Annotated in this window: 22 protein-coding genes and 5 pseudogenes; 3 read left to right on the plus strand and 24 right to left on the minus strand. The window is 57.1% G+C overall.

Features of this window, described 5'->3' with window-relative positions; translation table 11 throughout:
• Positions 1-44 precede the first annotated feature (44 nt).
• From RB2654_RS20795 to RB2654_RS23040, 4 genes are all read right to left on the minus strand, one after another.
• On the minus strand, positions 45-824 hold the full coding sequence (locus tag RB2654_RS20795) for a TRAP transporter substrate-binding protein (protein ID WP_008335495.1): 780 nt from the start codon (positions 822-824) through the stop codon (positions 45-47).
• 103 nt (positions 825-927) lie between these two features.
• Entirely contained in the window at positions 928-2,418 is a 1,491-nt protein-coding gene (locus RB2654_RS20800) for a flavin-containing monooxygenase (protein WP_008335497.1), read from the minus strand.
• Positions 2,419-2,664: 246 nt separating this feature from the next.
• Entirely contained in the window at positions 2,665-3,168 is a 504-nt protein-coding gene (locus tag RB2654_RS20805; protein WP_050772051.1) for a YbhB/YbcL family Raf kinase inhibitor-like protein, read from the minus strand.
• Between the two features lie 38 nt (positions 3,169-3,206).
• On the minus strand, positions 3,207-4,031 hold the full coding sequence (locus RB2654_RS23040) for a quinone oxidoreductase family protein (protein ID WP_148912692.1): 825 nt from the start codon (positions 4,029-4,031) through the stop codon (positions 3,207-3,209).
• On the opposite strand from RB2654_RS23040, the gene istA reads away from it, so the two are divergent.
• Together istA and istB are read left to right on the plus strand one after the other, a co-directional pair.
• The gene (istA, locus tag RB2654_RS20815; protein WP_008335500.1) at positions 3,967-5,532 is read left to right on the plus strand and encodes an IS21 family transposase; all 1,566 of its coding nucleotides are present in this window, start codon (positions 3,967-3,969) and stop codon (positions 5,530-5,532) included. The two genes, RB2654_RS23040 and istA, sit on opposite strands and share 65 nt — an antisense overlap.
• Complete coding sequence (gene istB / locus RB2654_RS20820; RefSeq protein WP_083783480.1) at positions 5,465-6,193, plus strand: IS21-like element helper ATPase IstB; 729 nt, start codon at positions 5,465-5,467, stop codon at positions 6,191-6,193. Before istA ends, istB begins: the two co-directional genes overlap by 68 nt.
• Before the next feature lie 123 nt (positions 6,194-6,316).
• On the opposite strand, the pseudogene RB2654_RS23045 reads toward istB, so the two are convergent.
• The 3 genes and pseudogenes from RB2654_RS23045 to RB2654_RS23960 all read right to left on the minus strand — a co-directional run.
• Positions 6,317-6,950, minus strand: a pseudogene (locus tag RB2654_RS23045) (transposase); the annotation flags it as partial.
• Positions 6,951-6,985: 35 nt separating this feature from the next.
• Positions 6,986-7,141 (minus strand): integrase core domain-containing protein, encoded by a 156-nt coding sequence (locus tag RB2654_RS23050; RefSeq protein ID WP_081288639.1) that lies wholly within the window; start codon positions 7,139-7,141, stop codon positions 6,986-6,988.
• A 300-nt stretch (positions 7,142-7,441) separates the two neighbouring features.
• A complete protein-coding gene (locus RB2654_RS23960; RefSeq protein WP_008335508.1) occupies positions 7,442-8,266 on the minus strand; it encodes a universal stress protein in 825 nt (274 codons plus the stop codon).
• A gap of 292 nt (positions 8,267-8,558) precedes the next feature.
• Between RB2654_RS23960 and RB2654_RS23510 the strand changes: the two are divergent.
• A pseudogene (locus RB2654_RS23510) lies at positions 8,559-8,663 on the plus strand (transposase); the annotation flags it as partial.
• Positions 8,664-8,697: 34 nt separating this feature from the next.
• Here the strand turns inward: RB2654_RS23510 and RB2654_RS23060 are convergent.
• The 17 genes and pseudogenes from RB2654_RS23060 to RB2654_RS20915 form a co-directional block, all read right to left on the minus strand.
• A pseudogene (locus RB2654_RS23060) lies at positions 8,698-9,798 on the minus strand (IS3 family transposase).
• 184 nt (positions 9,799-9,982) lie between these two features.
• Positions 9,983-10,918, minus strand: a complete 936-nt coding sequence (locus RB2654_RS20850) for an EamA family transporter (protein ID WP_008335527.1) — start codon at positions 10,916-10,918, stop codon at positions 9,983-9,985.
• Positions 10,919-10,945: 27 nt separating this feature from the next.
• Positions 10,946-11,386, minus strand: coding sequence for a hypothetical protein (locus RB2654_RS20855; RefSeq protein WP_008335528.1), 441 nt, complete (start codon positions 11,384-11,386; stop codon positions 10,946-10,948).
• A gap of 14 nt (positions 11,387-11,400) precedes the next feature.
• Positions 11,401-12,393: an ABC transporter substrate-binding protein gene (locus RB2654_RS20860; protein WP_027246167.1), complete on the minus strand. Its 993-nt coding sequence runs from the start codon at positions 12,391-12,393 to the stop codon at positions 11,401-11,403.
• A gap of 11 nt (positions 12,394-12,404) precedes the next feature.
• Positions 12,405-13,577 carry a Gfo/Idh/MocA family protein gene (locus tag RB2654_RS20865; RefSeq protein ID WP_027246168.1) on the minus strand — a complete coding sequence of 391 codons (1,173 nt, stop codon included), beginning with the start codon at positions 13,575-13,577 and terminating at the stop codon, positions 12,405-12,407.
• A complete protein-coding gene (locus tag RB2654_RS20870; protein WP_027246169.1) occupies positions 13,567-14,505 on the minus strand; it encodes a PDR/VanB family oxidoreductase in 939 nt (312 codons plus the stop codon). Before RB2654_RS20870 ends, RB2654_RS20865 begins: the two co-directional genes overlap by 11 nt.
• Before the next feature lie 101 nt (positions 14,506-14,606).
• Positions 14,607-15,791, minus strand: a pseudogene (locus RB2654_RS20875) (alpha-hydroxy acid oxidase).
• A gap of 118 nt (positions 15,792-15,909) precedes the next feature.
• A complete protein-coding gene (locus tag RB2654_RS20880; protein ID WP_008335543.1) occupies positions 15,910-17,190 on the minus strand; it encodes a Rieske 2Fe-2S domain-containing protein in 1,281 nt (426 codons plus the stop codon).
• A gap of 482 nt (positions 17,191-17,672) precedes the next feature.
• Positions 17,673-19,517 (minus strand): TRAP transporter permease, encoded by a 1,845-nt coding sequence (locus RB2654_RS20885; RefSeq protein WP_008335545.1) that lies wholly within the window; start codon positions 19,515-19,517, stop codon positions 17,673-17,675.
• Positions 19,518-19,727: 210 nt separating this feature from the next.
• Positions 19,728-20,717: a TAXI family TRAP transporter solute-binding subunit gene (locus RB2654_RS20890; RefSeq protein WP_008335546.1), complete on the minus strand. Its 990-nt coding sequence runs from the start codon at positions 20,715-20,717 to the stop codon at positions 19,728-19,730.
• A gap of 327 nt (positions 20,718-21,044) precedes the next feature.
• Positions 21,045-21,572, minus strand: coding sequence for a MarR family winged helix-turn-helix transcriptional regulator (locus RB2654_RS23065; RefSeq protein WP_232237206.1), 528 nt, complete (start codon positions 21,570-21,572; stop codon positions 21,045-21,047).
• A 310-nt stretch (positions 21,573-21,882) separates the two neighbouring features.
• Positions 21,883-22,389, minus strand: a complete 507-nt coding sequence (locus RB2654_RS23965) for an NAD(P)-dependent oxidoreductase (protein WP_243614727.1) — start codon at positions 22,387-22,389, stop codon at positions 21,883-21,885.
• Positions 22,355-22,921: a hypothetical protein gene (locus tag RB2654_RS23970; RefSeq protein ID WP_234994837.1), complete on the minus strand. Its 567-nt coding sequence runs from the start codon at positions 22,919-22,921 to the stop codon at positions 22,355-22,357. The genes RB2654_RS23965 and RB2654_RS23970 overlap by 35 nt, the downstream gene beginning before the upstream one ends.
• A complete protein-coding gene (locus tag RB2654_RS23745; protein WP_008335562.1) occupies positions 22,891-23,091 on the minus strand; it encodes a hypothetical protein in 201 nt (66 codons plus the stop codon). The genes RB2654_RS23970 and RB2654_RS23745 overlap by 31 nt, the downstream gene beginning before the upstream one ends.
• Positions 23,092-23,180: 89 nt before the next feature.
• Positions 23,181-23,642, minus strand: coding sequence for a thiamine pyrophosphate-binding protein (locus tag RB2654_RS23750; RefSeq protein WP_008335565.1), 462 nt, complete (start codon positions 23,640-23,642; stop codon positions 23,181-23,183).
• 280 nt (positions 23,643-23,922) lie between these two features.
• Positions 23,923-24,774, minus strand: a complete 852-nt coding sequence (gene nadC, locus RB2654_RS20910) for a carboxylating nicotinate-nucleotide diphosphorylase (protein WP_008335572.1) — start codon at positions 24,772-24,774, stop codon at positions 23,923-23,925.
• A gap of 126 nt (positions 24,775-24,900) precedes the next feature.
• Positions 24,901-26,367: pseudogene (locus RB2654_RS20915) on the minus strand (aldehyde dehydrogenase family protein).
• Between the last annotated feature and the right edge of the window lie 214 nt (positions 26,368-26,581).

The following is a 26,581-nucleotide window of genomic DNA, read 5'->3' on the forward strand; positions in this document are numbered from 1 at the left end:
GCCAACCGCACGCTTGTACGACCGGCAAGTGCAGGGCGCCCGAATTATTGCCGAAGCGATGTCAATGTGGTCACCAGGCTCTTGCTGGTTTCGTCAGTGATCTCTGACGCGAGTTCGGCAAAGACCGGGTCCCAGGCCGGGGCGAGACGTTGGCGATTCTCTTCGGTCACGCGATAGAGGTTGGCCGTTGTTTCAACCTGTGTCAGCGCGGTCTCGTTGATGGTGCGCAGGCCTTTCGTTCCACTCAATGTTGTTTCGGAGGACACGCGTTCGACGGTTGCCCGCTGCTCTTCGCTCAGCGCATCCCAGACATCCATTCCGACAACGGTAATCAAGGCATTGCCGGTCAGCTGGTAGCCCGAGAAATACGGCGCGACCTCGTACATTGAACTTGCAAGGTAGATCGTTGGAACGGTCAGCGAACAGTCGACGGTTCCAGTCTGAAGTGCGGTGTAGACGTCAGAGGCCGGCAGGGCGACTGGGCTGCCGCCAAGGATCTCGACCTGCTTGGCCTGCCAGCGTCCGGCTGCTCGGATCTTCTTTCCCGCCCAGTCGTCTATGGTTTCGACAAAGGCGTCGCGACAGGCCAGCACGCCGCTGCCCACAGCGTCGAGCGCTTCGGGGATCGAGACCAAACCACCATTGAAAGCGGCCTCGAACTGCACCTCTCCGCCGGTGGCCTCGGCCAGGGTCTCAGCCCATGTCACCCCGATCTGCGAGAATTCGTTCGCGGCATTGAAGGGGAGCGAGTAGGGATGTTCTTCGGCGATCGCCCCCGTCGCGAGACACAGCGCACTTGCCGATATGACTGCAAATTTCTTCATGTGTTTTCCTCCCTGGTTGGTGCGGGCTGATTGCCGCGCACTTGTATCAGCGAGCGCGTCTGCCTCCTCCGACAGGCGCGCAGGCCTTCGGCCCCGCGTGTTGTCAAACCGATGCAGGACCGGCAGAGTCTGACGCCCTGAACCGGACGCCGGACAGCGCTTCCTTCTTCACGCGATTGCGGAAGGCTTCGATGGTGTCGGGCCAGTGAGTGAACACCTTGCCGGTGCCGCCGACCCGGTAGTAGGACACGCAGTTCCCCTGAACGAGGACGCTGGCATCGGCCCTGGCCTGGATATCGTCGTTGAAGGCGGCATAAGCCGCTTCGTCGACCTCGAGGATGTCTGCACCGCGATCTTCGGCCTGCTTCATTGCATCAAGGATGAAACGGGTCTGCGCCTCGACCATGTCGGTGACCGACGCGCCGCCGCCGTTCGGGCCGCAGATCATGAAGAAGTTAGGAAACCCTTCGACCATGGACCCGAAATAGGCGTGCGGGACCTCCTGCCATTCCTGCGCGAGGACACGGCCTTGGCTGCCGGTGATGGTCAGGTCGCCCATCATCCCGGCTGGATCGAAACCGGTGGCCCAGATCACGACATCGACCGGGTAACGCTCGCCGTCCACATCGACGATCGCGTCCTCCGAAAGGCCGGACACACCGCGTCCGATCAATTCGACGTTGTCGCGTTCGAAAGCCGGGTAATAGTCGGTGCTGAAGAGTGGTCGCTTGCACCCGAACCGGTATTTCGGCGCCAGCACCTCGCGGGCATGCGGATCCTTGACCTGTTCGTCAAACAGCTTGCGCCAAGCCGCTTCCTGTTCCGCGATCACGGCGCCGTTCATCGGAAACCGGGACTTGGCGATCACTTCGAAACGGTCGAACCATTCCTTGCGCCGTTCCAGTTGCTGACTGGCAAACTCTTCGCTGTCGCGATCGATATCCGCAAAAGAGATGTCCGGACGCGGCATGACATAGGAGGGGGTACGCACAAAAACATAAAGCTTTTCAGCATGTTTCGCCGCATAGGGCACCACCTGGATTGAGGTCGCACCGCCACCGACGACGGCCACCCGCTTGCCGTCGAGGTCAATATCGTCGTTCCAGAAAGAGGTATGGATGGACTGGCCCTCGAACCCGTCGAGGCCCTTGATCTCAGGCAGGGTCGGCTGCGAGAGGAGGCCACCGGACCAGATCAGCATCCGTGCGGCCCAAGTCCGGCCATCGCGACTCGTCACGCGCCAGCATCCGGCGTCATCGTTCCAGGTGGCCTGACTGATGCGAGTGTTGAACACCGTCTTGCGGGTCACGCCATACCGGTCGGCGAGGTCGCGGAGATAGGCTAGTATTTCGCTGCCTGGCGCGAAATTGGTCGACCAACTGGTGCCGGGGTAGAAGCTGTAGGCGTAAAGGTCGATCGGCGTGTCGCAGGCGATATTGGGATATCGGTGCTGCCGCCAGACGCCGCCCACGCTATCTGCGGCCTCGATGACGGCGATGTTGTCGTATCCGCTTTCGATCAATTGCGCAGCCGTTCCGACGCCGCCTAGTCCTGCGCCAATGATGAGCACGTCCAGCAAGGTGTCGTCGCTCATGATCCGACCCTCTCATGTCCGTTTTGGAAACCGGTGTCGGGGCGTACCGTGTCGTCCTGCATGCTATTCCTCCCTATTCGGCGCGGTTCGGCGTCTTCAGGCCAGGTCATTCCGTTCATCCGGACGACGGTGCCGAAAGTCCGATCCGGGCGGGACAGTCAGGCCCTGGGGCCTGACATCCAGATTTCACCTTAAGATTGCGGGCCGATCTCCTCCTCCGGCCGGTGCAATCGGGCGGCGTCGGGACTAGCGGCCGTAGTATGCCGTGAAGGTGGTCGACGCGATCTTGTTCTGATGAACCATGAAGCCGACCATCGCGGCCGAGGCCTGATCGTCGAGCGGCAGAGCTTCAACGCTCAGGGCGTGTAATGTGAATACATAGCGGTGCGGCTTGTCGCCCGGTGGCGGAACCGGACCGCCGTAGATCGGGGCGCCCCAGTCAGATCGGCCCTGAACAGTCGGCATCGGAAGGTCGCCGGTCGCTGCGGCGTTTTCCGGAATGCTGGTTGTCCCGGCGGGGATGTTGAAGAGGATCCAGTGCCAGAACCCGCTGCCGGTCGGGGCGTCGGGATCGTACATCGTGAGGGCAAAGCTTTTGGTCCCATCGGGCGCCCCGCTCCATTCCAAGCCGGGCGACTTGTTGTCGCCGGTGCAGCCCCAGTCATTGAAGACGAAGGTTTCGGGGATCGTTTCGTTTTCAGGAATGCCTACGACATTTATCTTGAAGGTGCTCGCTGTCGCGTCTGCCATGGTATACTCCATTGTTTGCTGGCTTAGGTTTGGTCTGTTCAGGGGATCAGGACGACCTTCCCGAACGGGCGGTTATCTTCGACATGGCGATGCGCCGCGGCAGCTTCGCTCAGTCGGAAAGTCTTTTCCACGGGCATCACGAGTTCTCCGGCGGCGACATCCGAAAGCAGGCCCGAAATCATTTGTCCGATTTCGGGAAGGTGCATGACTTTGCCGAAGATGAAGCCTGTGACCGTGACCGCGGATTGTCGGATCGCGGCAGGGTCAAGCGTGGGTTGAACGCCGCTTGCCATGCCGACCATGACCAACCGACCCCGGGGGCGAATGGCGGCAAATAAGTCGGAAAACTTGGGGCCACCGACAAGGTCGATCGCTAGATCGACACCATATCCCCGGGTCGCCGCCAGAGTTTCGGCCCTGATGTCGCCCGTCCTGCCGTCGATACCGATATCGAGACCGAGCGTCTTGAGGGCGGCGATCTTCTCGGGTGAAGAAGCGGTGCCGATCACCCGGGCGCCGGCCCGCTTGGCGATCTGGACGAGAGCGATACCCACCCCTCCGGAGGCGCCGTGGATCAGTAAAGTTTCACCCGATCTCAACTGTCCGTATTCGAAGAGCGCCTGATGCGCCGTTCCGAAAGCAACCGGCACTGTTGACATCGCCTTCAGATCGGTACCGGCGGGGTGTGAACCGGCATGCAAGATTGACCCCTGTATTGGGGTAATCGGCGTCCAAAAGTGACCCCCCTGATATTTCTGTTCAGAAGCTTCCTCAAAGGATTGAGGGAGCGATTTGGGGATGTTGGTTGTGGAGACGATTGCGAAGATCAGGCGGGCGCATTTCATCCAGGGGAAGTCGATCAAGCAGATCTGCCGGGAGCTGCGGGTATCACGGAACACGGTGCGGAAGGTGGTGCGGTCCGGGGCAACCGAGTTCAGCTATGACCGTTCCACGCAGCCCCGCCCCAAGATCGACCCGTGGCGGTCCGATCTGGATGAGATGCTGGCTGAGAATGACCGGCAACCCAAACGCCAGCGGCTGACACTGGTTCGGATTTACGAAGAGCTGCGCAACCGGGGTTATGACGGCAGCTATGATGCGGTGCGGCGCTATGCGGCGAGTTGGTCGAAGGCGACCCGGGAAGCTTCCGCCGCTGCCTACGTGCCGCTGAGCTTCGACCCGGGCGAAGCCTATCAGTTCGACTGGAGCCATGAGGTTGTCCTGATTGACGGCGTGACCACGACGGTGAAGGTTGCGCATGTGCGCCTGAGCCACAGCCGGATGCCGTTTGTGCGGGCCTATCCCAGAGAGACACAGGAGATGGTGTTCGACGCCCACGACAAGGCGTTTGCCTTCTTCGGTGGGGCCTGTGCGCGGGGCATCTACGACAATATGAAGACCGCCGTTGACGCGATCTTCATTGGCAAGGATCGGGCCTATAACCGGCGGTTCCAGCAGATGTGCGGCCATTACCTGGTCGACCCGGTGGCCTGTACCCCGGCCTCGGGCTGGGAGAAAGGCCAAGTCGAGAACCAGGTCGGCGTGATCCGCCGGCGCTTCTTCGTGCCGCGTCCGAAGTTCAAATCCTATGCCGAGTTGAACGCCTGGCTGGAGGATCGCTGCCTGGCCTATGCCAAGGCGAACAAACATCCAGAGTTGCGCGACAAGACGATCTGGGAGGTGTTCGAGGACGAGCGCCCGAGCCTTGTGCCTTACGTCGGCCCTTTCGATGGATTCCATGCAGTTCCCGCATCGGTGTCCAAGACCTGCCTCGTGCGGTTCGACAAGAACCGCTACTCGGTCGATGCCCGGGCGGTCGGGCGGCCGGTGGAGATCAGGGCCTATGCCGCCCGGCTGGAATGCTGGCAGGATGGGCAAATCGTTGGCCAGCATGAGCGGGCCTTCGGGCGGGACAAAACCATCTTCGATCCCCTGCATTACATCCCCGTTCTGGCCCGCAAACCCGGCGCCCTTCGCAACGGGGCGCCCTTCAGGGAATGGGAGCTGCCGGTGCCAATCCGCCGCGTGTGGCGCAAGCTGGAACGCCAGCCGGGCGGTGACCGGCAGATGGTCGACATCCTGAGCGCCGTGCTGACCGACGGGATTGATGCGGTCGAGGCGGCCTGCGCCGAAGCCCTGTCGCACAATGTCCATTCCGCAGGCGTCGTGCTGAACATCCTGGCCCGGCACCGCGAGCCGCCACCACCCCTGACAATCACCACCCCGGATGCGCTGAAGCTGGCCTGCGAGCCCATTGCCGACTGCAACCGATATGACAGCCTGAGGAGAACACAGAATGGAAAGATCCGAGGTAATCGACGCGATGGGAAAGCTGAGGCTCTACGGAATGAGGGCCGCCTATGACGAGGTCCTGACCACCGCCGTCAAACGCCAGCACGAGCCGCAACAGATCATTGGTGACCTGCTGACCGCCGAGATCAGGGAGAAGCAGGCCCGGTCAGTCAAATACCAAATGACCATCGCCAAGTTGCCGCTCGCCAAGGAACTGGAGGAGTTCGACTTCGAGGCCGCCGAGGTTAACGAGACCCTGATCCGCGACCTGGCCAACGGCGACTTCCTCGACCATCAGCGCAACCTCGTCCTGATCGGCGGCACAGGCACCGGCAAAACCCATCTTGCCGTCAGCATCGCCCGGACCTGTATCCGGGCAGGGCGCCGGGGCCGGTTCTTCAACGTGGTCGACCTGGTGAACAAGCTCGATGCCGAAGCCCGCGCCGAGCGCCAGGGCCGGACCGCCGACCTGATCTCCCGCCTCGACTTCCTGATCCTGGACGAGCTCGGCTATCTGCCCTTCGCCCAGACCGGCGGCCAATTGCTGTTCCACCTGATCAGCAAACTCTACGAACGCACATCCATCATCGTCACCACCAACCTGGCCTTCGGCGAATGGCCCAGCGTCTTCGGCGATGCCAAGATGACCACCGCACTGCTCGACCGGCTCACCCACCATTGCGAAATCGTCGAAACCGGTAACGAAAGCTGGCGCTTCAAGAACCGCGCATAGCGCCAACCCGAAACCCCGCAGGCCCGCCGCCGCTGCGCTATGTGAGGGCTACGCAGCGCCGGGCCTGCTCACCACCAAGGGGGTCAATATTGGATGCCGATAGGGGGTCAAACTTCAATGCCGATTGACAAAGTCCAGGGACCACCGCGCATTGGGTTGTCCCGCGATCGGCATCGGCGTCCTCGTCCCACGTGCGCGCTTGCGACCGCGCCGCCTTTTCACGGACAGCCCTTCCTCGCGGTAGATGCGATACAGCTCTTGTGGTTCATGGTCATGCCCTTGCGCTCCAGCAGCAAGCCGATCCGGCGGTAACCGAACCTGCGCCGCTTACCGGCGATCTCCTGCATCTCCTTGCGTATCTCGGCATAGTCCGGCGGGCGTTCACGCCGAACTGTTTTGGGATCGACACCGACCAGCCGACACGCCCGGCGCTGCGAGATCTCATGATCCCGCATCACCCGGAGCGCTGCCTCTCACCGCTTGATCAATGTCGTCAGTTCTTTCCCAAAAGATCTTTCAACACGACATTATCCAGCATGGTGTCCGCCAGCAGGCGTTTGAGCTTGGCGTTCTCATCCTCAAGCGCTTTCAGCCTTGCAGCCTCGGACACTTCCATCCCGCCATACTTGGCCTTCAGTTTGTAGAACGTAGCGGTGCTCAGGCCATGCCTGCGGCATACCTCGACCGTCGGCATTCCGGCCTCCTGCTCTTTGATCATCCCAATGATTTGCGCCTCGGTGAAACGGCTCTTTCGCATGTGTCTGCTCCTTCAGAGTTGGCGCAGACTCTACATCACGGTGAGGGATTTCGCGGGGGGCAGGTCATGTCGAATATCTCCTCATTCAGAAGTTCGTCACGCAGGCTGCCGTTGAATGACTTGATGAACGCATTCTGTCGTGGCTTGCCGGGGTCAATGTAGTGCAGGGAATGGCATTGTGGTCGGCCCATCTCAGGATGGCCCGGCTGGTGAACTCCGTTCCGTTACACCTTCGGAATAGCGCTGATTGAAGGCTATGATTGCCTGCGGAGCCCACAGATTGCGCAGTAGGCGATCATAGCCGGGTTTCAGGTCCCTACAGTGGTTTTGCACAAACTACACCGCAAGGCAGACCGACCATGGCCGGTAACAGTATTGCACAGGCCGAGCCCGTTTTGGCGGTGATTGATATTGCCATGCCCCGCCACGAAGTTTTGACAACTATTCCCGGCAGGAAGCGACACCAATCCTCAACATACCTCGCCAGGGTACTAGTGAGACATAAAAACCGGAACTTTACTGGTCCTCGTTACCTCATGCGTGACACCACCAAAAAGGTCTTGAGAGAACTTGCTATGTTCGTACGCCCCCATCACGATTAACTTTGCGTCCAGTTCTCTGGCCGTCTCTTGAATAACCTCGGCGATACCGCCCTTGCTTTTTGGACGGATAACATGCTCTGCGTCGACATTATGACGCTTCAGATGCGTCAAGATATCCGCCCCCTCCGGCATTTTCGGAAAGCTAGACCCAACACTTAGTATTGTCACCCGACGCGGCTTTTCCTCGAGGATCGTCATTGCATCGTTGAGCGCCCGGGCCGCAGAACGCTTTCCGTCCCATGCGACAAGTGCATGCGATGCAAGCTGATCCGTAGAATATCCATTCGGAACCACAAGAACGGGTCGGCCGCTCTGCAATGAGATCATATCCGGGCTGACGACCCGAAACTCATCTGTTGGTAGGTTGGAATGATAGCCGGTAACGACAAAATCGAAATTTCGCGCCAGCTCTGGCAAGTTCATTTTGCCAATCTCATTCGGCATAATAAAGCGGGACCGCTCTGCAAGGCCTGCCTCGGCAGCCGCCTGTTGGAACAGATCACGTGCTGCTGCAATTTTCTCGTTTCTTGCACTGCCAAGCTTGTCGAGAAGATCTTCTGTCAAACCAAGAACATGCTCGAAATACGAGGATGCGTTCCCATAGACACAAGTCAGCCATGCATCGTGCTTTGCGGCGATTTTTGCCGCGTGCTTAACGCTGCTTGGGAAGCCTGCGCTACCGGAATGTGCAATAAGGATGTTCTTGATGCTCATTTTATCCTCACAATTCGAACTTCATAGGCAAACTAGCAATCACAATCTTAGAAGTCTATGATTTTATGAGGAACAGTACACGCCCTGCATCCCGACAAAGAAAAGACTGGGCAAGCAAGCTGCCCAGTCCCCTGGTGATACAAGCCCTACATTCCGCTTCATGAGGAGTGCAGGATGCTTGATCACCCTTTCTTGTTCGCTTCAATCTCGTCGAGGAACGGAATGTCTGACCTGAGACCCGTTTCCTCCTCCGTTTTGAGGTAGAATCCGTCCCAACGAAGGAGACGGAAGAATGAAGCGATCACGGTTCAACGAAGAACAGATCATCGCGATCCTGAAGAAGCAGGAGAGCGACATTTCGAAGGCGGTTGTGTGCCGAGAGCATGGGATCAGTTCATGATCAGCCCCACCTGCGTGGTCCGGTTTGATTGTTAGTGCATGACCGGTCTCGGGTCCATCAGAGCGATGGTTTCCGGGGCGGGTGGGCGATATCAAGGCACTATGTGGTCGTTTGGTATTGTAGTGTTTCCTCCATTGCTCGATCAGGATTTCCGCTTCCCGAAAGCCGTAGAAGACTTCTCCCGTGAGCAGTTCATCGCGGAACCTGGCATTGAAGCTTTCGCAGTAGCCGTTCTCCCAAGGTGACCCGGGCGCGATGTAGGCAGTCTTGGCGTCGGCGGCCCTGATCCAATCCTGAACGGCCTGAGCCACGAACCCCGGGCCGTTGTCAGACCGGATGTAAGACGGCACACCCCGCATGATGAACAGGTCGCTCAAGGCATCGATCACGTCATCCGAGTTCAGCTTGCGCTTCACCTTGATCGCTAGGCATTCCCGGCTATGCTCGTCCAGGATGTTGAGCGTCCGGCAGTGGACAAAGTCATAGCTCCAGACGTGGTTGCGATACTCAGGGCGCAGCCGGACACGGGATCCGTCATTCAGCCAGAGCCGTCCCTTCTTCGGTTGCTTCATTGGCACCTACAGCCCCTCTCGCCGCCATACGCGCTCGACCCGCTTGTCGTTCGCCTCCCAGCCCGCATGTCTCAGAAAAGCGGCGATCCGACGATAGCCGTAGCGGCCATACTGCCGCGCCAGTTCGATCATGTCCGCGACCAGACGCTCCTCATCGGCACGGCCATGCGGCACTTTCCTCTGTGTGGATCGGTGCTGCCCCAGGACACGGCAGGCGCGTCTCTCTGACAGATGGAACCGGGTGCGGACGTGATCGATGCAGGCACGGCAGCGAGCGGGGCTCAGAAGTTTTCCTTTGGCGCCTCCGCCAGGATCAGCTTGTCCAACGTCAGATCCGAGACGGGTTTTCTCAACCGTTCGTTCTCTTTCTGGAGGCGCTTCAGTTCCCTGAGCCGGTCGGTTCCCATACCCCCGTACTGCTTGCGCCAGCGATAATAAGTCTGCTCTGTAATGCGAACCTTGCGGATCGCATCCACCCGGGACATGCCTTGCCCGACAAGCACTTCAACCTGCCGCAGCTTCGTGACATTCTCTTCCGGCTTGTGTCTCTTCGTAGCCATTCTGATCCTCCATTTTCCTAAACATAACGGCGGACCACTTCAGTGTGCGAGGATCAATGCAGGCGGCCCGCCTTGCAACAAATCAAGCATCCCAGGGATTTGACGAAGACGAACTTACCGTCTTCTTTGCGGCGATGGACAAGCTGATCAGCAACCTTTCACATAGCTGACCGTCCCTCGGCGTTCACTCAAGCGTCGGAGCAATCGCAAGGATGATGACCCCCGTCGCAGCCAGAGCAGCCGCAATGTAGAACCTGGGGCCAGGCCGTCTTTCGGTTTTGAAGATATGCCCAGCAAGCCAGGCTGCAAAGAACATCTCGATAGATGACATGATGGCAACGACGGTCACACTGGTGAACATCAACGAGAAAAACAGTGCGACTTGTCCGATTGTCATCGCACCACCAGCCAGCAATTGCCACCCGCTTGGCTTATGCAACCTCCATGAAAGCCCTACCCGGCCACGCAATCGAAAAAGCCCCCACCCAACGAACCATACCAATCCCGTCAACGCACCAATGAACACCCCGGCCAGCGGATCAGGCAAGGTCTGCATCGCGAGTTTGCGCGCTACGAAGGAGCCACCATAACCCGCAGCAGAGCCAAGCGCCAAAACCCGACCCTTGGTCCTGTCCTGTGGCGAAGGTTCCGTAGAGACCAGGGTCGATACCGCCTTGGCGGACTTGCGAGTCATCATGATCAACACGCCACCTGTCACCAGAATAAACGCAATCACAATAGAAGTCGTAATCACCTCTCCAAGCAGGAGAAATGCGAAAATCGCTGCAAAAACAGGAATCAGACGCCGGATGAAGCCTGTCTCGATCGCGCCAGCCAGCTCCACCGACCGAAACAACGTCAGGCGGCCAACCACATTCCCCAGAACACCCGCCAGCACAAAATAGGCCACCCCGATCAGTACGGGCTGGCTAACAGAAGGCAGCTCTGGCCCCCAAACCTGCCAAAGGGCACCGGAAACGAAACCTGTCATCAACACTGACAGCAGAACATCATTCCCGCGCCCTTGGGCGGATTGAGAGCTTTTGGCAATTGCGACCGAGCTAAGCGCATAACAAAACGCACCAAACGCGGCCATCAGACCACCAAAGCCAGCAGTCATTGGTCTAATCGGGCAACAAGAGCGGCGCTATTCATCCGCGACAAGCTGATCCAGGAAGCGTTCTGCCGACATGATTTCACGCATGGGCAGCTTTTCCTGCTGCTGCATAAGCTCTGTCGTGTATGTCAGCCCCTTGCCATCCCAGAACCACCAGTAAATGATCTCGCCCTTCTTATCCCGAATGGGCATTCTGAAAATTGGGAACTCCCTTTCAGCACGGGGAATTTCAACCGTACCCACCCGGGCGTGTTTCAGCCCGAGCTTTTTCAGAACACCACTCAAAGGCACCATCGCGATGGGCGAGGCCTCGCGTGCCAGAACGGTTACAGCTTCGGGCCGTTTCTGGAATGGGCCTTTCAAGAACTTCACGACCGGGGGATAGCTGGGATGCGTATGCGTAAGCTGCACATAAGCCAAACCAGCAGATGTTTCGATCTCAACAATGTCGCCAGGTTGATAATCTTCCATTCTCGGCATTCCTCTTACAGGCTATAGGCTTCCAGGGTCGACGGATGGAACAGCTCTTCGATCTCCACACGGCGCGGCGACAAGCCCTGGCTTACGTGGTAGTCCAAAAACTTGTTGAGCACATGCGCATTTCCACTGACGCCATAGCTCCAAGGGTCATCCCCCATCAGCGCGTGGACACGGTTGAGATTGTCCTCCACGAAGGGCATCGTCACCTTGGTGGCAGATGTGTCCGAAAGGGCCTCTTCGGCCAACCGTTTTGACTGCGTAAATGCCTTGAGCAATGCCGCGGGCAAGAACGGGTATTCTTCTGCCAGGCTCCGGCGTACGCCCAGTACGTGCATGATCGGGAAGATTTTGGTTTTCTCGAAGTAATATTCCGCCGCTGTAATGCTGTCTGCGAACAGTCGCCCAACATGCGGATGACGTTCAGCAAAGCAACGCGGCCAGCGCGGCCCGATAAAGCCATCAATTTCACCCGCTTCAAGCATGCTGTTCAGCGTGCTACCTTCTGGGGCTTCCTCCATACGAATGTCATCGGGCAACTGAACCTTGATTTTTTCAGGCCGGCCGGGTGTGTCCATGCCGCCGCGCACCCAGATGATATCCGAGGGCTTAACGCCATATTCCTCTTCCAGGATACCACGCACCCAAACGTTAGCTGAAAGCTGATATTCGGCGATACCGATACGTTTGCCCTTCAGGTCTTCTGGTTTGTTAATCCCTTTGTCCGTGCGGATATAGACAGAGGTGTGACGGAACGCACGGCTCAGGAAGACCGGGATTGCCACATAATGCGGATTCCCTCGGGCAACCGAAATCGAATAGGACGACAGCGAGATCTCGCTGATATCGAAAGCCTCGTGGCGGAACGCGCGAAAGAACATTTCTTCCGGCGACAACAGCATCGGAACCGGGTCTACTCCGTCGATCTGAACACGCCCATCCACGATTGCCCGTGTGCGGTCATAGTTACCCATTGCAAGGGAAAGTTTGAGATTGCTCATCCTGTCGGCTCCTAGTGATTTGTTTTACATTGCCGCTGAAGATCGACCGCTTGTCCGGTCTCTGCGGATTGCAAGATCGCGTGGCAAACCTCCAGGCTTGCCAGCCCCCATTCCCCTGTTTGGTCGGGGGCCTTGTTATGACGCACGGCATCCACCAGCGCATCCAGAACGGTTCTGCGTGGTGCCGGTCCGAATTTGGCTTCGATAAAGCCGCGTTCGGTGTCACCGAACACTTCTATCCCATCCGGGGTCAGTCGCAGATCGGCACGGTCACAAAGCGCGATCACCGGACCGAAATGTTCGTTATGTTCAGCCTCAATCGTCGTGCCGCTGCCGAATGTTCGTGTAGTTTTCAGCCGGACCTCGTCATCAGGGTTGAGATCCAGCAAAGCACGCCTTGCTCCACCGTAAGCCCCTTCTGATTTACGCTGTCCAAGCTCTCCGACATTGTTCATCCAGATATCACTGTCGAAATGCGCATAGCCCGAGTACGTCATGTTCGCGACACACCCCCCGGCAAAATTCATCAGTGCAGTGAATGCGCCCTCGGTCGGGCGCTTGGGATCCCATGCGCCCGTCATGGCATAAATTTTTTCGGCCATGCCGCCGGCAAGCCTGCGAACCACATCAATCTGGTGGATCGCCTGACTGAACAGCACGCCCCCACCCTCTTCGGTTCGCAGCTCTTCCGGGCGACGCGGACGATAGAGGAAGTCCGTATAGTTAAAGGCCTGGATCATGCGCAACTGACCGAACTTTCCGCTGGAAATAAGTTGCGTGGCCAATTCAACCGGCGGGTCGAAACTGTGACTCGGCCCAACTATCAAATGCACCCCAGCCTCCTTGGCTGCGGACACCATTACTTCGGCATCCTCCATCGAAACGGCCAACGGCTTTTCGACAAGGATATGTTTGCCCGCGCGCGCCGCAGCTAACACATGATCCACATGCATCTGGTGCGGCGTCGCAATGTAAATGGCCTCAACGTCAGGGTCTGCGCACAATTCCTCGACGGTGGCATACCCTGTGCCACCGTACTCTTTTTCGAATGCGTCGCGGCTTTCCTCCCTTGGGGCGGCGGCAGCCGTCAGCTTCACACGGGTGTCGGCATCAAACGAAGGCACCATGAGCATGAAAGCACGCCCAAGCCCCGCCACGCCAAGACGAACGGGATCAGAGGTCAAGAACCAGCCTCCCGGATTTGGCGCGCGAAACGCAAATCATGATCTGGCTGCCTTTTTCTTCTTCCATCAGCACCATATCACGATGATCTGCCTCGCCTTCCAGTAGGCGGGTTTTACAAGTACCGCACGTGCCACTTTCGCAAGAACTGCTTGTTGCGAAGCCAGCATCACGCAGTGCTTCGAGGATAGAACGATCCTCAGGAACAGTAACCGTTTGGCCGCTTTTCTTCAGCTCGACTTCGAAAGCAACGTCATCCTGACGAACCACATCAACAGGCTTGAAATCCTCGAAGTGGACACGGCCTTCGGGCCAGTGACCCGAGAAAGCTTTGATTTCTTCCATCAGCGGTTTGGGTCCGCAGCAGAAGACATGGGTCGCGCGCGGCGTCACCAGATCGTCCCAGAAATCATAGACAGCGTTCGGATCGCCGTCATCGTGGTGCACGATGATCCGGCCTTCGAAATCTTTCATCAGCTCATCAAGATAGGCCGATTCTTCCGCGCTCCGGCTTACGTAAATGATCCGAAGCATCTTACCTTTCTTATCCAGATAACGCGCCATCGAATAGATTGGCGTGATACCGATACCGCCGGCAATCAAGAGGTATTTCTGCACATCCGTCAGCGGGAAATCGTTTTCCGGGTGCTCGATATTCAACTCTGTCCCGACAACAGCTTGCTCATGCATGGAGGCAGACCCCCCGCGCGACTGCGGCTCTCGCTTGATGGCGACCACATATTCTTTTGGGTCGCTCCCATCATTTACCAGAGAGTATCGGCGCATAGCACCCGATGGTGTCTCGATCGTGATATGTGCACCTGGGTTGAACTCTGGCAGGGACTCGCCGCCAACCGGAGCCAAAGTGAATTCTGCAATAGTAGGTGTCAGATCGCGCCGTTTTTCGACGCGCATTTTGATCTGCTCCATGGGGTCCTCCCGTCCGTTCGCTTCCGAAATATAATTAGATAGCTAAGTTCAAGATGTCAACTGGACGCACCGCCCAGCCACGCGCTAATTGTGTCTAGAAATCACATATTTGGCCCTAAACGGTCTTCTCGTCCGCCAATATCCTTGGCCGACATGACAACCCCTGCTTCAGACAGGTCCGAAACGCCATGACATCCCGTAAAAATCATGGTCCTGCGCATCTCGTCTTCGAGAATCGAAAGCGCGCTGGAAACCCCCGCACGCCCCCGCGCCGCCAGGCCGTAAAGAGGTGCCCTGCCCAGCAGCACAGCGTCCGCCCCCAACGCAAGCGCCTTGACGATATCACTGCCGCGCCGAACACCACCATCAAGCAAAACTGTCATATGTTGGTCCAAGACGGACACAATCTCTGAAAGAATTTCAATCGTCGCCGGAGCTCCATCAAGCTGCCTGCCACCGTGGTTGGAAACAACCACCCCATCAGCGCCTTCGCGTTGTGCGGCCATTGCATCCTCAGCACACATGATCCCCTTAATCACAAGTGGCTCCTGCCACAGCTTCCGAAGACGCCTTACATCGTCCCAGGAAAAATTCGGGTTTCGTTGCGCCCGCGTAAATTCGGCAAGCGCCTTGTCGCTGACATCATCCCCCTAAAAGGCCGCCAGATTTTGCAGTCGCGGCCTATGTTGGCTCAGCCATACGGATTTGAACCATCTCGGATGCAACAATCCGTCCAATACGACAGAGGGGCTCATGCGGATTTCATGCGCGAAACCATGCCGCAAATCCCTCTCTCTTTTGCCACCCACCAACGAGTCGACAGTGATTACAAGAACACTGTAGCCCGCAGCCGACGCCCGTTCGATCAATGCATTGGAAAATGCTTCTTTGCCCCATGGGTACAGCTGAAACCAAAGTGGCCAATTATTTTTCTACGCGATTTCTTCCATAGTCGTGTTTGACGCTGTCGAAACCGTAAATGCGACCCCGGCCTGCTTTGCTGCGGCTGCAAGGTGCAAGTCCCCTTCTGGCCAATAAAGCCCGTTCAGGCCGGTTGGTCCGATTTGGAAAGGCGCCGCATACTTCTGACCGAACAGCGTGACAGAGAGATCGACATCCCCACCCTTGAGAATACGTGGCTTGAGTCGGATATCATCAAATGCGCTACGGTTCCTGTGCAGCGTGATTTCGCTCTCGGCACCACCATCCAGAAAATCAAATACCACACGGGGCAAACTCCGCCTGGCTCGGGTGCGAAAATCTTCGATGTTTACTTCTTGCCGCATCCGGCCTCCTGCCTCCTGCCAATTTCAACATGGCCACCAACCATGCTCAGGGCCAGAATCAAAATCCGCCCAAGGTCTATGCGGCCCCGGGCGGATCTGTTTGCAAACGTCGGACCGGTTATTCAGCTGCGGCTGTTTTGCCCGAAGTATTCAGCAAGGTGCGCCAATCCACATCTTTCGGATAAACGCCTTCATGAGAGTTGATCATGCTTTGCGGGATTTCATAATCGGTGCCGATTGCTTTGCCACCCTCTGCCACTTTCTTGGCGGCATCCGCCATCAAGCGACGGAACTCGACGATAGCCAGGTCCGAAGCACCAAGCACATCGGTATGGCGCTGAACGCGCGCGCCCATCGACACCCACATGGCGATATCTTGGTTCGGAATACCTTTGATCCCAGTGAAGTTACCTTCTTTCATGGCATCACGGTCTTGCAAGAAGTCGTTCTCGACAGTCCGCAGGCAGCGCCACTTGTCGTCAACATCCACTCCTGGAACAGCATGGGTAAACTTGCGCCATTCTTCGGTCGACGGCACATTCGGGCCATCCCAAGCGATGAAGTGGAACGCGGTCTCTTCATCATTGATCGGCACGATAACGGCCGCCACACGATAGTTGTTGTTCGGTGGGATCAACGAATAGTAGGGCGCAACAAATTCGGTCACACGGATATAGTTATGGGTCGCCGCGTTTTTGATCGGCGTACGGATTGCAGCATAGTGGAACCCGTAGCTGGTTGTCTCTGTCTGCATACGCGGAGACTTGTCCGTCGAGGGACGGTACCAGGATTTTTCATCGGCAGCAGCACCTTCCACGCGGGCCGGAACCATGTCCGACGAGTGCAGCGAGGACGAGTGGGCACTGTCGATCTGACCTTCGTGGATCTGCGCCCAGTTTGCGGGAATGCGGATTTTAAGGATAGCGATCGCCGAATCCTCGCGCGGGGCAAACGCCGGCGGCTGGAATTCAGGCATATCTTCTTTGTCACCCAGCCAGGCCCAAACGAAACCACCCCATTCTTTCACAGGATAAGAGCGATGCTTCACCTTATCCATAAGGGGGCTACCTTCGGGTTCGGAAGACATGGCAACGACATTGCCATCAACATCCATTTTCCACCCGTGATACAGACACCGCAGCCCGCATTCTTCGTTCCGGCCATAGACCAGCGATGCCTTGCGGTGCGGGCAAAGTTCATCAAGCAGGCCAAGACGCCCTTTGGTGTCGCGGAACGCTACATAGCTTTCCCCGAGCACCTCAACACGAAGCGGCTTGCCGTCGGGCTCTTCCACTTCTTCAATCAGGCATACAGGGGTCCAGTGCTGACGCATAAGACGTGCCATCGGTGCATCACCGGTCACGCGCGTCAGCAGTTCATTTTCTTCAGGTGTAAGCATTGAATCTCCTCCACAGGTCGCCGCATCAGAATTTGCGAAATTTTATTGGGAAACGCCATTATTCTTAGCTCTCTAAGTTTAGTCTGTCAATGGTCAGAGCGATATTCCCTTCACCTCACAAGTAAGAAAAACCCACGTAAATAAAACTACTTATGGGTTTGCGAGCAATTGGTATTATTCCGCGCATGATCGGGCCTTGTGTTCATACAGATCTGCTCTGCCGGTTCCTCTCTGGTTGTTCTATGGCCTCGGGATTCGTACACCCCGCTTGCGCAGCTCCCTGCATCGATCAGAATCACCGAAGTGTATTTTGATCAATAACCTCTTGGGCAAAAAAGCCCGCAGACAGTCATCCGAACAGACCGCGATTGGAACCAAAGACGCGGCCTGAAACTTTTCCGTCTCTCAGTCAAAACGGCAAGTAGCCGCCAAACCTGGCGGCCACTTTGGATTCGCATTCAGCACATTACACGTGGCTGACGTTACCCGCTTGCGGGGACTTCTTCCTTCAACAAGGCCTGTCGTCCAACCAGAGCGATGATAAGCAAGGTACACACAATTGAGACCGCGAAGTACGGGCTAACCGCGCCAATTGCAAAAATCGTCAGGAGACCTCGCTCCAACGAGCTGAGCTGGGTTTTGATAAAGCCTTCCATTGACGCCGAGACTGCAAGAGCACCAGCAACGGCACCAATAACAGCAAGCGTATTTGCCAACGGACCAAGCTCAAGAACGATGCCGGGGTTCCAGACAAAAGCGAACGGCAGAAGGAAGCCAACAATTGCAAGCCGCACAGCCGAGAATGCGATCTTGAATGGATCGTCATCAGCAATCGCAGACGCTGCGATTGCAGCCACAGCGATTGGCGGCGTCAGAGCAGACAGGATTGCATAGTAGAGCAGGAACATCTGGCTCGGCAGCAGAGGGAAACCCAGCTTGGAAAGAGCGGGGCCGACAAGCACAGCCGCCAGAATATACGCACTCGGAGTCGGCATACCCAAGCCCAGCACAATGGTCACCACAGCAGCAATCACTAGCGTCAACAGCGGCTGCGCATTACTGACCGTCAGGATCACGTTAGCCGATTTCATCCCCAATCCTGTCATAGACAGGCCACCAATAACCAGACCAGCAGCAGCACATGCCCCAGCGACAGGCAAAATTTGCAGGGTGGTTGTGCCAAGGCCTTCCACCATTGCCCACAACGACATCCGCGTTTGCTTGAGGATCATCGACGCAAGGATTGTCACCAGAACACCGACACCTGCGGTGAAGGTCGGCGAATAGCCAAGTATCAGCGCCACAATGATCCCGATAATGGGCAGCAAGAAAACCCAGCCGGTTCTGAACGTTTCCTTCGTCGTCGGGATTTCATCCTGAGAAGGCCGCAGATCGTATTTCACTGCGCGGAAGTGCACCTGGGTAAACACGCCCATATAGTACAGCAACGCAGGAATAAGCGCGGCAAGCACGATCGCATTGTACGAGATACCCGAATACTCTGCCATGATGAAGGCAGCCGAACCCATAATCGGCGGCATGGCACTGCCCCCCGTGGACGCCGCAACTTCAACCGCACCCGCAAACCGGGCCTTATAGCCCAAGCGCTTCATCACCGGGATCGTGATGGACCCCGTGGCCACAACATCCGAGGTTGGGCTACCAGACATGGTTCCATACAGACCCGACGAAATGATGGCGATCTTTGCAGGGCCGCCTCGTGCGCCCCCGGTGACCAGAGCCGCCAGGTTGAAAAAGAAGTCCCCTCCCCCAGCCTTGGCAAGGAAAGTCCCGAACATCACGAACAGGAAGACGTAACTTGCCACAACCTGAAGCGGGACACCGAACAACCCATCTGTGGTGAAGATCAGAATATCGAGCAGATAGCTGAACTCGCTGACGCGATGCCCGAACGGCGGCGGCAGAAGATAGCCAAAAAGGTTGTAAATCAGGAACAGCATCACAACGCCTGTCAGCCCCAAGCCAGTTGTCCGGCGCGTGGCTTCGATGGTCAGGAACAGCAGTGACGACCCAAAGAACAACTGATCCGTCGTGAACTGGTCCAGCAGGCTGATACGGTCCGAAATCTCGCCAGAGCTTACATAGAAGTAAATCCCGCAGGCCAAGCTGAGCGCAGACAACATCCAGTCATAAAATGGAATGCTATCTGGCGCTTTCGCGGTTGCACCAATCGCCAAGAAGAGAATCGTGAAAATCCCGGATACGAACAGGATCCCCTGAATGAGCGGGTCTGCGATAATGAACAGATTAGAGTGAATCACCCATGCCGCGAACGCCGCGGCCAGAACCATGACGACGGTCCGCATGGGTGGCTCTAGCTTCCGACGGCGTCCAGTTTCGGTAAGAGAAGGGAAATTCATGCTGGCACCATTTCCATGTTTGTGAGGTTTGGTCAGCTTTGAGTGCGCAAAATCATCCTACTGCCCGTGATCAGCACGGCCAGAGCACGACAGAGGCACTCTTGCAAACGAATCCGGTGCGCTTTGGTCAGCGCACCGGCATTGTTTTCCGAAGGCTTACTTGAGAAGCCCCAGCTCCATGTAGGCGCGCTTCGCGCCCGGGTGGAACGGCAGCGTTCTCTGCGAAACCAGCAACTCAGTTGAGAGCTGTTTCATTGCGTTATGAACGCCGCGGATTTCATCAATGTTCGAGGCAATGCTCTTGGCCAGCATGTAACCGGTTTCTTCGGGCAAGGCATCAGAGGTGATTACCATCGCGCCAAGTGCCAGCGTGATAACATCGGAAGTCTGGTTCTTATAGTTTCCGGCGGGAATGACGTAGGTCCCGGTGCCAAAACGCTCATTGGTCTTTTCGATGATATCCTGAGGCACGCTCAGCAGAACAACGTCGTTGCCTTCATCAACCTTGCGGAACGACGAGTGCCCAACGAAGATACCGTTGATCACCATATCCGTACGGCCATCGCTGATCAGGTCTGCCTGCTGGGACGAACCGCCACGCACCAGAACGCCGCCATTCGCTTCAATCGTTCCTTCGTCATAGCCTGCTTCTTCCAGCATGAAAGTGGCAATATTGGCCACGATGTTACCTGCGTTGTTGTTCGCCACACGGATTGCAGCGCCCGACTTCGCCAAGTCGTCGATGCTGTCGATGTTATACTCTTCGGCAAGAGACTTCTTGATGAAGAAATGCATCGGGGCCCAGTTGTACATGTACCCGATTGCCTGAAGGTTCTCGATGGGCGCCTTGAACGGCTCATCACCCGCTAGCGCCAGCTTGATTTCTGCATCATGGGCCAGACCCAGATCGGTCCGGTTTGCACCCAGCAGACCGATATTTGCGAAACCGCCACCAGTGGCCTGGTAGGTCACGACACCGCTTGCATCGTCAACCTTCACAGCCCGGTCGATCCCTGCGCCCAGCAGCGACCAAAGACCTGACGGACTCCCCCCGGACAACGTGACGTTGACGCTGTCCGCCATGACGCCGGTCCCGATAACGGAGATGCTCAGCGCCGCAACGGCAGCCTTGATTTGCTTTTTCATGGTTTCCTCCCTGTCATATTATCATAGATTTCTAAATTTAGATATCTATCTTATAGATCATTATTAAAAACCGAACTTTGCGTCAACCATGATCGAAACCGAGACACCGTCCAAAAATTTAGGTTAAGAACTGCGAATGGCTTGAACGCTCTCGCAGAGCATCCAAACCCCTACTCACATAAGGTTGCAGCACGCCCAAGGCCTAGCACAAGACTATTCCGAACTCTCTCAGAGCTTCCCCAAAACCATACATCTCAGCGGAAGTAGCCCAACGGAATCACCCGAGCCTAAAAGGCCCGGCTATCGCAGATGAAGCTAAAGAGACCTTCAGGATCCAAGGTTACTTCTGGTCGGTGGGACGCGGACACCGCTCAAAGCAGCTTTTTCCTCATCATCTTCGAGGTTTCGAATCATTACAGCAAGGGCCTTGCGCAATGTTTTCTCTTCGGCACCACTCAGGCCTCTGATGGCGGCGTTATTCACTTCGTGTGCCAAAGGCTCCAGGAGCTCCCGCAACTCCCAACCTTTTTCCGTGAGGAAAGCATGCTGACGACGACGGTTCCCAGCCACATTGCGGCGTTCAATATATCCAAGCTCTTCCATTCGGCTGAGTGCAGTATGCGCAGTAGGCTCTGTCAGATGTGCTCTTTCGCTTAACTCTCGTTGCGACAAACCATCTTCCTGCCAAAGGATTCGAAGGAATATCCACTGCCCGAAAGTCACATTTTGCGTCTGTAACCGCAGCTGCAACGCACGGTTAAACCCTCTTGCCGCAAGACGTACCAAGCGAGCAATGCGCTCGTTATATTGGGTCAAACCGTCGTCTTTCAACGCGGAATCAGATTTTTCGTTCATGTATGCTCAGACCACAAACATCTATTGCCCAAAATCAGTTCTGGGCTTCTACAGGTCCGAGACTATCCCTGTCATCTTACGAAGATGCAAGCCTCAACAATGTCACTACTTTTACAGCTAGTGACATGCGGTGCGCGCAAACCGACGTAAATCTTGCAGCAAACCCTGCTTACAACTTTTCGATTTTTTCTCTCCATATTTTTCGATTTGGGGGTTTCTGCGCGCTTGATGCGTGTTGCGTTTTCGACGAAGATGTCGGGCAAGACGGTGTAGAGCTCAATGGTGTGTCCCGGGATATGCGGGGGGAGGATCACCCGGTCGAAGCCGCGCAGCGGGCGGGCAGCGGTTCGGTTTCCGTCACGCCTAGCCTAGCACCGGCTAGGTGTCCTGCTGTCATCACCCGCACCCGCGCATCCTCATCAATGAAACCCCGCGCGAGGTGTTGATTAACACCGCATCCGGCTTCATCATGCGCAGTTCGGCCTCGCAGATCATTCCTCGTGTCAGCGCGTTCAACGGCACATGGAGGCTCACCAACATCACACATGGCCAGAAGCTCAGCGCGTTTCACCAGCCCCACGCCCGTAGGTGCGGTGTCCGGTATCAGGAACGGATCGTGCACCAGTATCTGTGCCGGATCTGTGCCGGCTCGAACGCCAACTGTCGCTCGATCACCCGGTCCTATCCGCCCCGAATCGATCAATCCGATCGCCCGGCCTCGCACCATCCGCGCAAATATCTGTTGCGGTCGGCCCGCATTCTCGCGCAGCAGGCGCTCGGATTCATGCAGCCGGTACAGCAGCACCAGCATCAGCATCCCTATCGCTTCGGGCATCCCCAAAAAGTTCTCGGGCGTTACACCATTCGTCACGATCAGACCGCGCGCGGCACAGGCCTCCCAGATCTCCCGCACCCACCCCGATCGTTGGAAGTACTAGCGCCCGCAGCCGTGGCGAGGCGTCCAGATCCGCGTCGCTCAGCCCCGACCGCGAACTGACCACGATGATAGCAACGTCCGACAGCAGCGCCTGCCGCTGTTCCTCCGTCAGCCGCAGCGGAACACCTAGGGTGATCTGGGGGCCGCGAACGACCTCCCAGCCTTCGGTCCGCAGACGATCCGAACCCTCGAAGTCCAGTGGGTGACGGAAGTGCCACGCCTCGCCCGCCCAGCCCAACGGCAAACACACAAAGCTGGCACAGACACCTTCCAGACCTTCGCCAAGCGCCCCGGCCTGCGTCATGATATCAAGCTCAACCTCTGCATCGGGGGCGTTCAGCGCAGGTTTGATCGGTAAATCACCGGGCATCTCGCCCGCCCCTACACCCAGAGCATCGGCAATCGCATGCATCGCAACATCCGGACCGCAGGCAGCGCTTGATGCTCCATCCCCCAGCCATTGTGCAGCTGATAATCCAGCGACGCCTGGATCACCTGCGCCTTCACATCGCCCGCCAGTTTCAGCGTGCCCGCGACATCCAGCCAGTCCAGGCTCAGGATCACATCCGCCTCGCGCAGCACCGCGCCCGCCGCATCGTCAATGAAGAAGGCCGGTTTGCCGCGATGCTGCGGGTGATCCGTCGGGAAGGACGCCCCGTTCCGGATATCCGTCAGAACCTTCGCCCCAGCGCCTTGGCGTTCTTCGGCAGATCTGCCGCCCGCGCCACTCCTTCGGCCGAGGGTGCCGCCGGAGGCGACGGCTGGTAACGCGCAAAATCTGGCAACTCCGGTGCCTTCTCGTGCTGCTTTTCCTGGATCGACACGTCGAAGTTCACATAGGTCGGGCCTTTCGGTTCGCTCCACGCGATTACATCCGCACGCAACATCGATTCCAGCGCCGCATCAACCGGCCCCGTCGCCCCATAAATCAGAACCGGCACACGGTCGCAGCACACGTTGAAGATCGCCATCGTACCATGCATCAGACCCACGTTGCTGTGCAGGATCACCGCCAATGGCTCCCCCGCCACCTTCGCATAGCCATGCGCAATCGCAACCGCATGCTCTTCGTGCAGACACAACAGCATCTGCGGATCTTCATTGCCAAGGTGGTTCACAAGGCTGTCGTGCAAACCCCGAAAGCTCGACCCCGGGTTCAGTGCAACATACTTCACTCACCCCCAAACCTCGCAATATATCCGCAAATACATCGCTACCCCACACCCCCAAACTATCCGACGATACTGGGCGCTCAACCTGATACAGCCTGTGGTCTGTCATGTGTCTTGACCTTTCCTTATGAAGTGTTGATGCAACAGCGCCCCATTTTGAAAGGCGTACGCAATAGGTATCCATTGCCCGCCGAAAGGGCGGGCATTTTGCATTTCAGACGGTCTGGAGCGGCTCAGAGGATCAGAAATCCAAACCGAAATCGACGGTTCCCGCCGAATGGGTCAAAGCACCGGAGGAAATATAATCCACATTTGCCGATGCGATTTCGCGCAAACGGCCAAGGGTCACATTCCCGCTGGCTTCGGTCTTCGCCCGCCCGTCAATGCGCTTTACAGCTTCGGCCATGTCTTCGGTCGACATATTGTCGAACATGATGACATCTGCGCCCCCGGTCTGAAGCACCTCGTCCAACTGATGCAAACCGTCGATCTCGATCTCTACCACGACCATGTGACCCACATTTCGTTGAACGGCTTCCAGCACCTGTTTGATGCCACCAGCCGCTGCGATATGGTTGTCCTTGATCAGGATCGCATCGGACAGGGAAAACCGATGATTGTGGCCGCCGCCATGCAAAATGGCGAGCTTTTCGACAAGTTTCAGCCCCGGTGTGGTTTTGCGTGTACAGGTGATACGTGTCTTGGTACCCGCAAGCTCCTGAACATAGGACGCTGTCAAGGTTGCCGTCCCAGACAACCGTCCGGCAAAGTTCAGGGCAACACGCTCTGCGGCAAGGATCGACGCCGCCGATCCCTCTATACGCATCAACGTATCGCCCGCTTTGCAGGCCGTACCATCCGCCACGACAGTCTCGACCACAAGATTGGGATCAATCAGCCGAAACGCGAGAGAGGCCACCTGCATCCCAGAAACAACCGCGTCCTGCCGTGCACGCATTTGCGCCTTGTAGCGCGTGCCTTCAGGCAGAACGGAACGGGTTGTCACGTCGCCTGCGGCACCCAGGTCCTCCATAATAGCGTTCCGAACCATGGGTTCGAGGATGATATCGGGGACGTTCGCAACATTGCTCATTATTTTTTAGATCCTTATCGGTTTGCAAAAGGGGCAGGAAGGGATGGCCTCATCCCGGCCAAAGCAATCAATACAGAAAAAGCTTTTGGATCCCAGACCCCGTTCGCACATTACCTACGCACCGGGTCACTGACCCGACAGATTGATATGCACATTCTTTTCATGGGTGAAGGAAATCAGTTCGCCAATACCTACTTCGCGCCCGATACCCGATTGCTTGACCCCACCGAACGGGGCACCAAGGAAATGCCGACCGACTTCGTTAACCCAAACAAACCCGGCCTCGACGCGTGCAGCCGTACGATGAGCCATCACCAGATCCCGAGTCCAAATTGCACAGGGCAGCCCAAGCTCAAGTGCATTGACCTCGTTCAGCATGGAATCTTCGTCCGACCATTTGCGAACCGCAAGAACTGGCCCGAAAATCTCTTCACGGGCGATACGCATCTGCGGCGTTACATCCGCAAAAATCGTCGGCGCGATAAAGCTGCCTTTCGCCAGCGGACTATCCGTGACCGCATAACCGCCAGTAACGGCGCGCGCACCCTCACTTTTGGCAGAGTCAATGAAACCCATGACCCGGTCGAACTGCGCACGGCTGACAATCGTGCCTATCGTGGTTTCAGGATCCGTCGGAACGCCCGGCTTATATCTTTCAACAGACTCGGCCAGATAGGAAATGACTTCGTCGTGGATATCCTCGTACAGGAATGCGCGACTTATCGAGCCACAGGACTGGCCGCACCAGCCAAAGTTCATTCTAGCGACAATCGCGTCCGCAATCTTTTTCGGATCACTGTCGGGATAGGCAATCAGCGCGTTCTTGCCACCCAGTTCCAGCAGTACAGGTTTGCCCGTAGCGCTGGCGCTTCGCATCACAGCCCGGCCAGCCGACACAGAGCCAATAAGCGTGACCTTTGCAGCGCCAAGGTGCTCGGCCAGGCCAGCACCTGCCTCTAGATCACCCGGCAACACGTTGAATGTGCCTTTGGGCATCAGGCCATAAACAATCTCTGCCAGGCGCTATGCAGACAAAGGCGCCTGTACCTGCGGCTTGATGATGACAGCGTTCCCTGCCGCCAAAGGCGCCGCCACTTTACCGCCACAAAACATGAACGGATGATTGAACGCCAGGATACGTGCCACAACACTAAGCGGCTGGCGCAGGGTCATATTCACCCGATCCGGCCCCAAAGGGATCGTGTCGCCCTTCATTTCAGTCACAAGACCGGCGAAAAACTCCATCTGGGCCGCCGCGATGGCCGCGTCGCCGCGCACCTCGGTATATGGGTTGCCGCAATTGGCCGCGTCCATCATCGCAAGCTCATCTCCGCGCTTGTGCAAGAGAGCCGCGATTTCCTGCAGAATACTGGCACGCTCAAGAGGAGCAACATCACGCCATTCCTTCAAACACGCAGGCGCTACGTCCACCTCGGCCCGGGTCGCCGCAGCCACTAATCCGATCAGCTGACCTGTGCCCGGGTTAAAAGTCTCCTCGTAATTTCCTGCGCTTGGCGGAACCCATGCGCCCCCACAATACAGCTGCTCCTTACCAGAGAGAGCATGGTTTGCATCCATATTCACCATGCGCATATGACGTTTCCTCCCGCGATTGCCCTTGATTACTTAGATTACTAATATATTCAACCAATGAACCCCATCGCCTGCCAAGTGAAATCGTTGCGCGTATGAAAGGTTTTCGCCGGGCGGCACGCAGGTTAGCTGCCCTGTCAGGCACCCCCCACCGGGTGCCGCTGATCGCTAGCGCATCGGCTGGGGTGACTAATGCCTTCCAAGCTACCAACAT

The organism is Maritimibacter alkaliphilus HTCC2654, from assembly GCF_000152805.1.
Lineage (GTDB): Bacteria > Pseudomonadota > Alphaproteobacteria > Rhodobacterales > Rhodobacteraceae > Maritimibacter > Maritimibacter alkaliphilus.

What these genes read in the sequence shown, in the direction of transcription:
- RB2654_RS20795 (WP_008335495.1), bottom strand. Translation starts at nt 824, where the DNA reads ATGAAGAAATTTGCAGTCATATCGGCAAGTGCGCTGTGTCTCGCGACG.
- RB2654_RS20800 (WP_008335497.1), bottom strand. Translation starts at nt 2,418, where the DNA reads ATGAGCGACGACACCTTGCTGGACGTGCTCATCATTGGCGCAGGACTA.
- RB2654_RS20805 (WP_050772051.1), bottom strand. Translation starts at nt 3,168, where the DNA reads ATGGCAGACGCGACAGCGAGCACCTTCAAGATAAATGTCGTAGGCATT.
- istA (WP_008335500.1), top strand. Translation starts at nt 3,967, where the DNA reads ATGTTGGTTGTGGAGACGATTGCGAAGATCAGGCGGGCGCATTTCATC.
- istB (WP_083783480.1), top strand. Translation starts at nt 5,465, where the DNA reads ATGGAAAGATCCGAGGTAATCGACGCGATGGGAAAGCTGAGGCTCTAC.
- RB2654_RS23050 (WP_081288639.1), bottom strand. Translation starts at nt 7,141, where the DNA reads ATGGGCCGACCACAATGCCATTCCCTGCACTACATTGACCCCGGCAAG.
- RB2654_RS23960 (WP_008335508.1), bottom strand. Translation starts at nt 8,266, where the DNA reads ATGAGCATCAAGAACATCCTTATTGCACATTCCGGTAGCGCAGGCTTC.
- RB2654_RS20850 (WP_008335527.1), bottom strand. Translation starts at nt 10,918, where the DNA reads ATGACTGCTGGCTTTGGTGGTCTGATGGCCGCGTTTGGTGCGTTTTGT.
- RB2654_RS20855 (WP_008335528.1), bottom strand. Translation starts at nt 11,386, where the DNA reads ATGGAAGATTATCAACCTGGCGACATTGTTGAGATCGAAACATCTGCT.
- RB2654_RS20860 (WP_027246167.1), bottom strand. Translation starts at nt 12,393, where the DNA reads ATGAGCAATCTCAAACTTTCCCTTGCAATGGGTAACTATGACCGCACA.
- RB2654_RS20870 (WP_027246169.1), bottom strand. Translation starts at nt 14,505, where the DNA reads ATGGAGCAGATCAAAATGCGCGTCGAAAAACGGCGCGATCTGACACCT.
- RB2654_RS20880 (WP_008335543.1), bottom strand. Translation starts at nt 17,190, where the DNA reads ATGCTTACACCTGAAGAAAATGAACTGCTGACGCGCGTGACCGGTGAT.
- RB2654_RS20885 (WP_008335545.1), bottom strand. Translation starts at nt 19,517, where the DNA reads ATGCGGACCGTCGTCATGGTTCTGGCCGCGGCGTTCGCGGCATGGGTG.
- RB2654_RS20890 (WP_008335546.1), bottom strand. Translation starts at nt 20,717, where the DNA reads ATGAAAAAGCAAATCAAGGCTGCCGTTGCGGCGCTGAGCATCTCCGTT.
- RB2654_RS23065 (WP_232237206.1), bottom strand. Translation starts at nt 21,572, where the DNA reads ATGAACGAAAAATCTGATTCCGCGTTGAAAGACGACGGTTTGACCCAA.
- RB2654_RS23965 (WP_243614727.1), bottom strand. Translation starts at nt 22,389, where the DNA reads ATGCTGATGCTGGTGCTGCTGTACCGGCTGCATGAATCCGAGCGCCTG.
- RB2654_RS23970 (WP_234994837.1), bottom strand. Translation starts at nt 22,921, where the DNA reads ATGCATGCGATTGCCGATGCTCTGGGTGTAGGGGCGGGCGAGATGCCC.
- nadC (WP_008335572.1), bottom strand. Translation starts at nt 24,774, where the DNA reads ATGAGCAATGTTGCGAACGTCCCCGATATCATCCTCGAACCCATGGTT.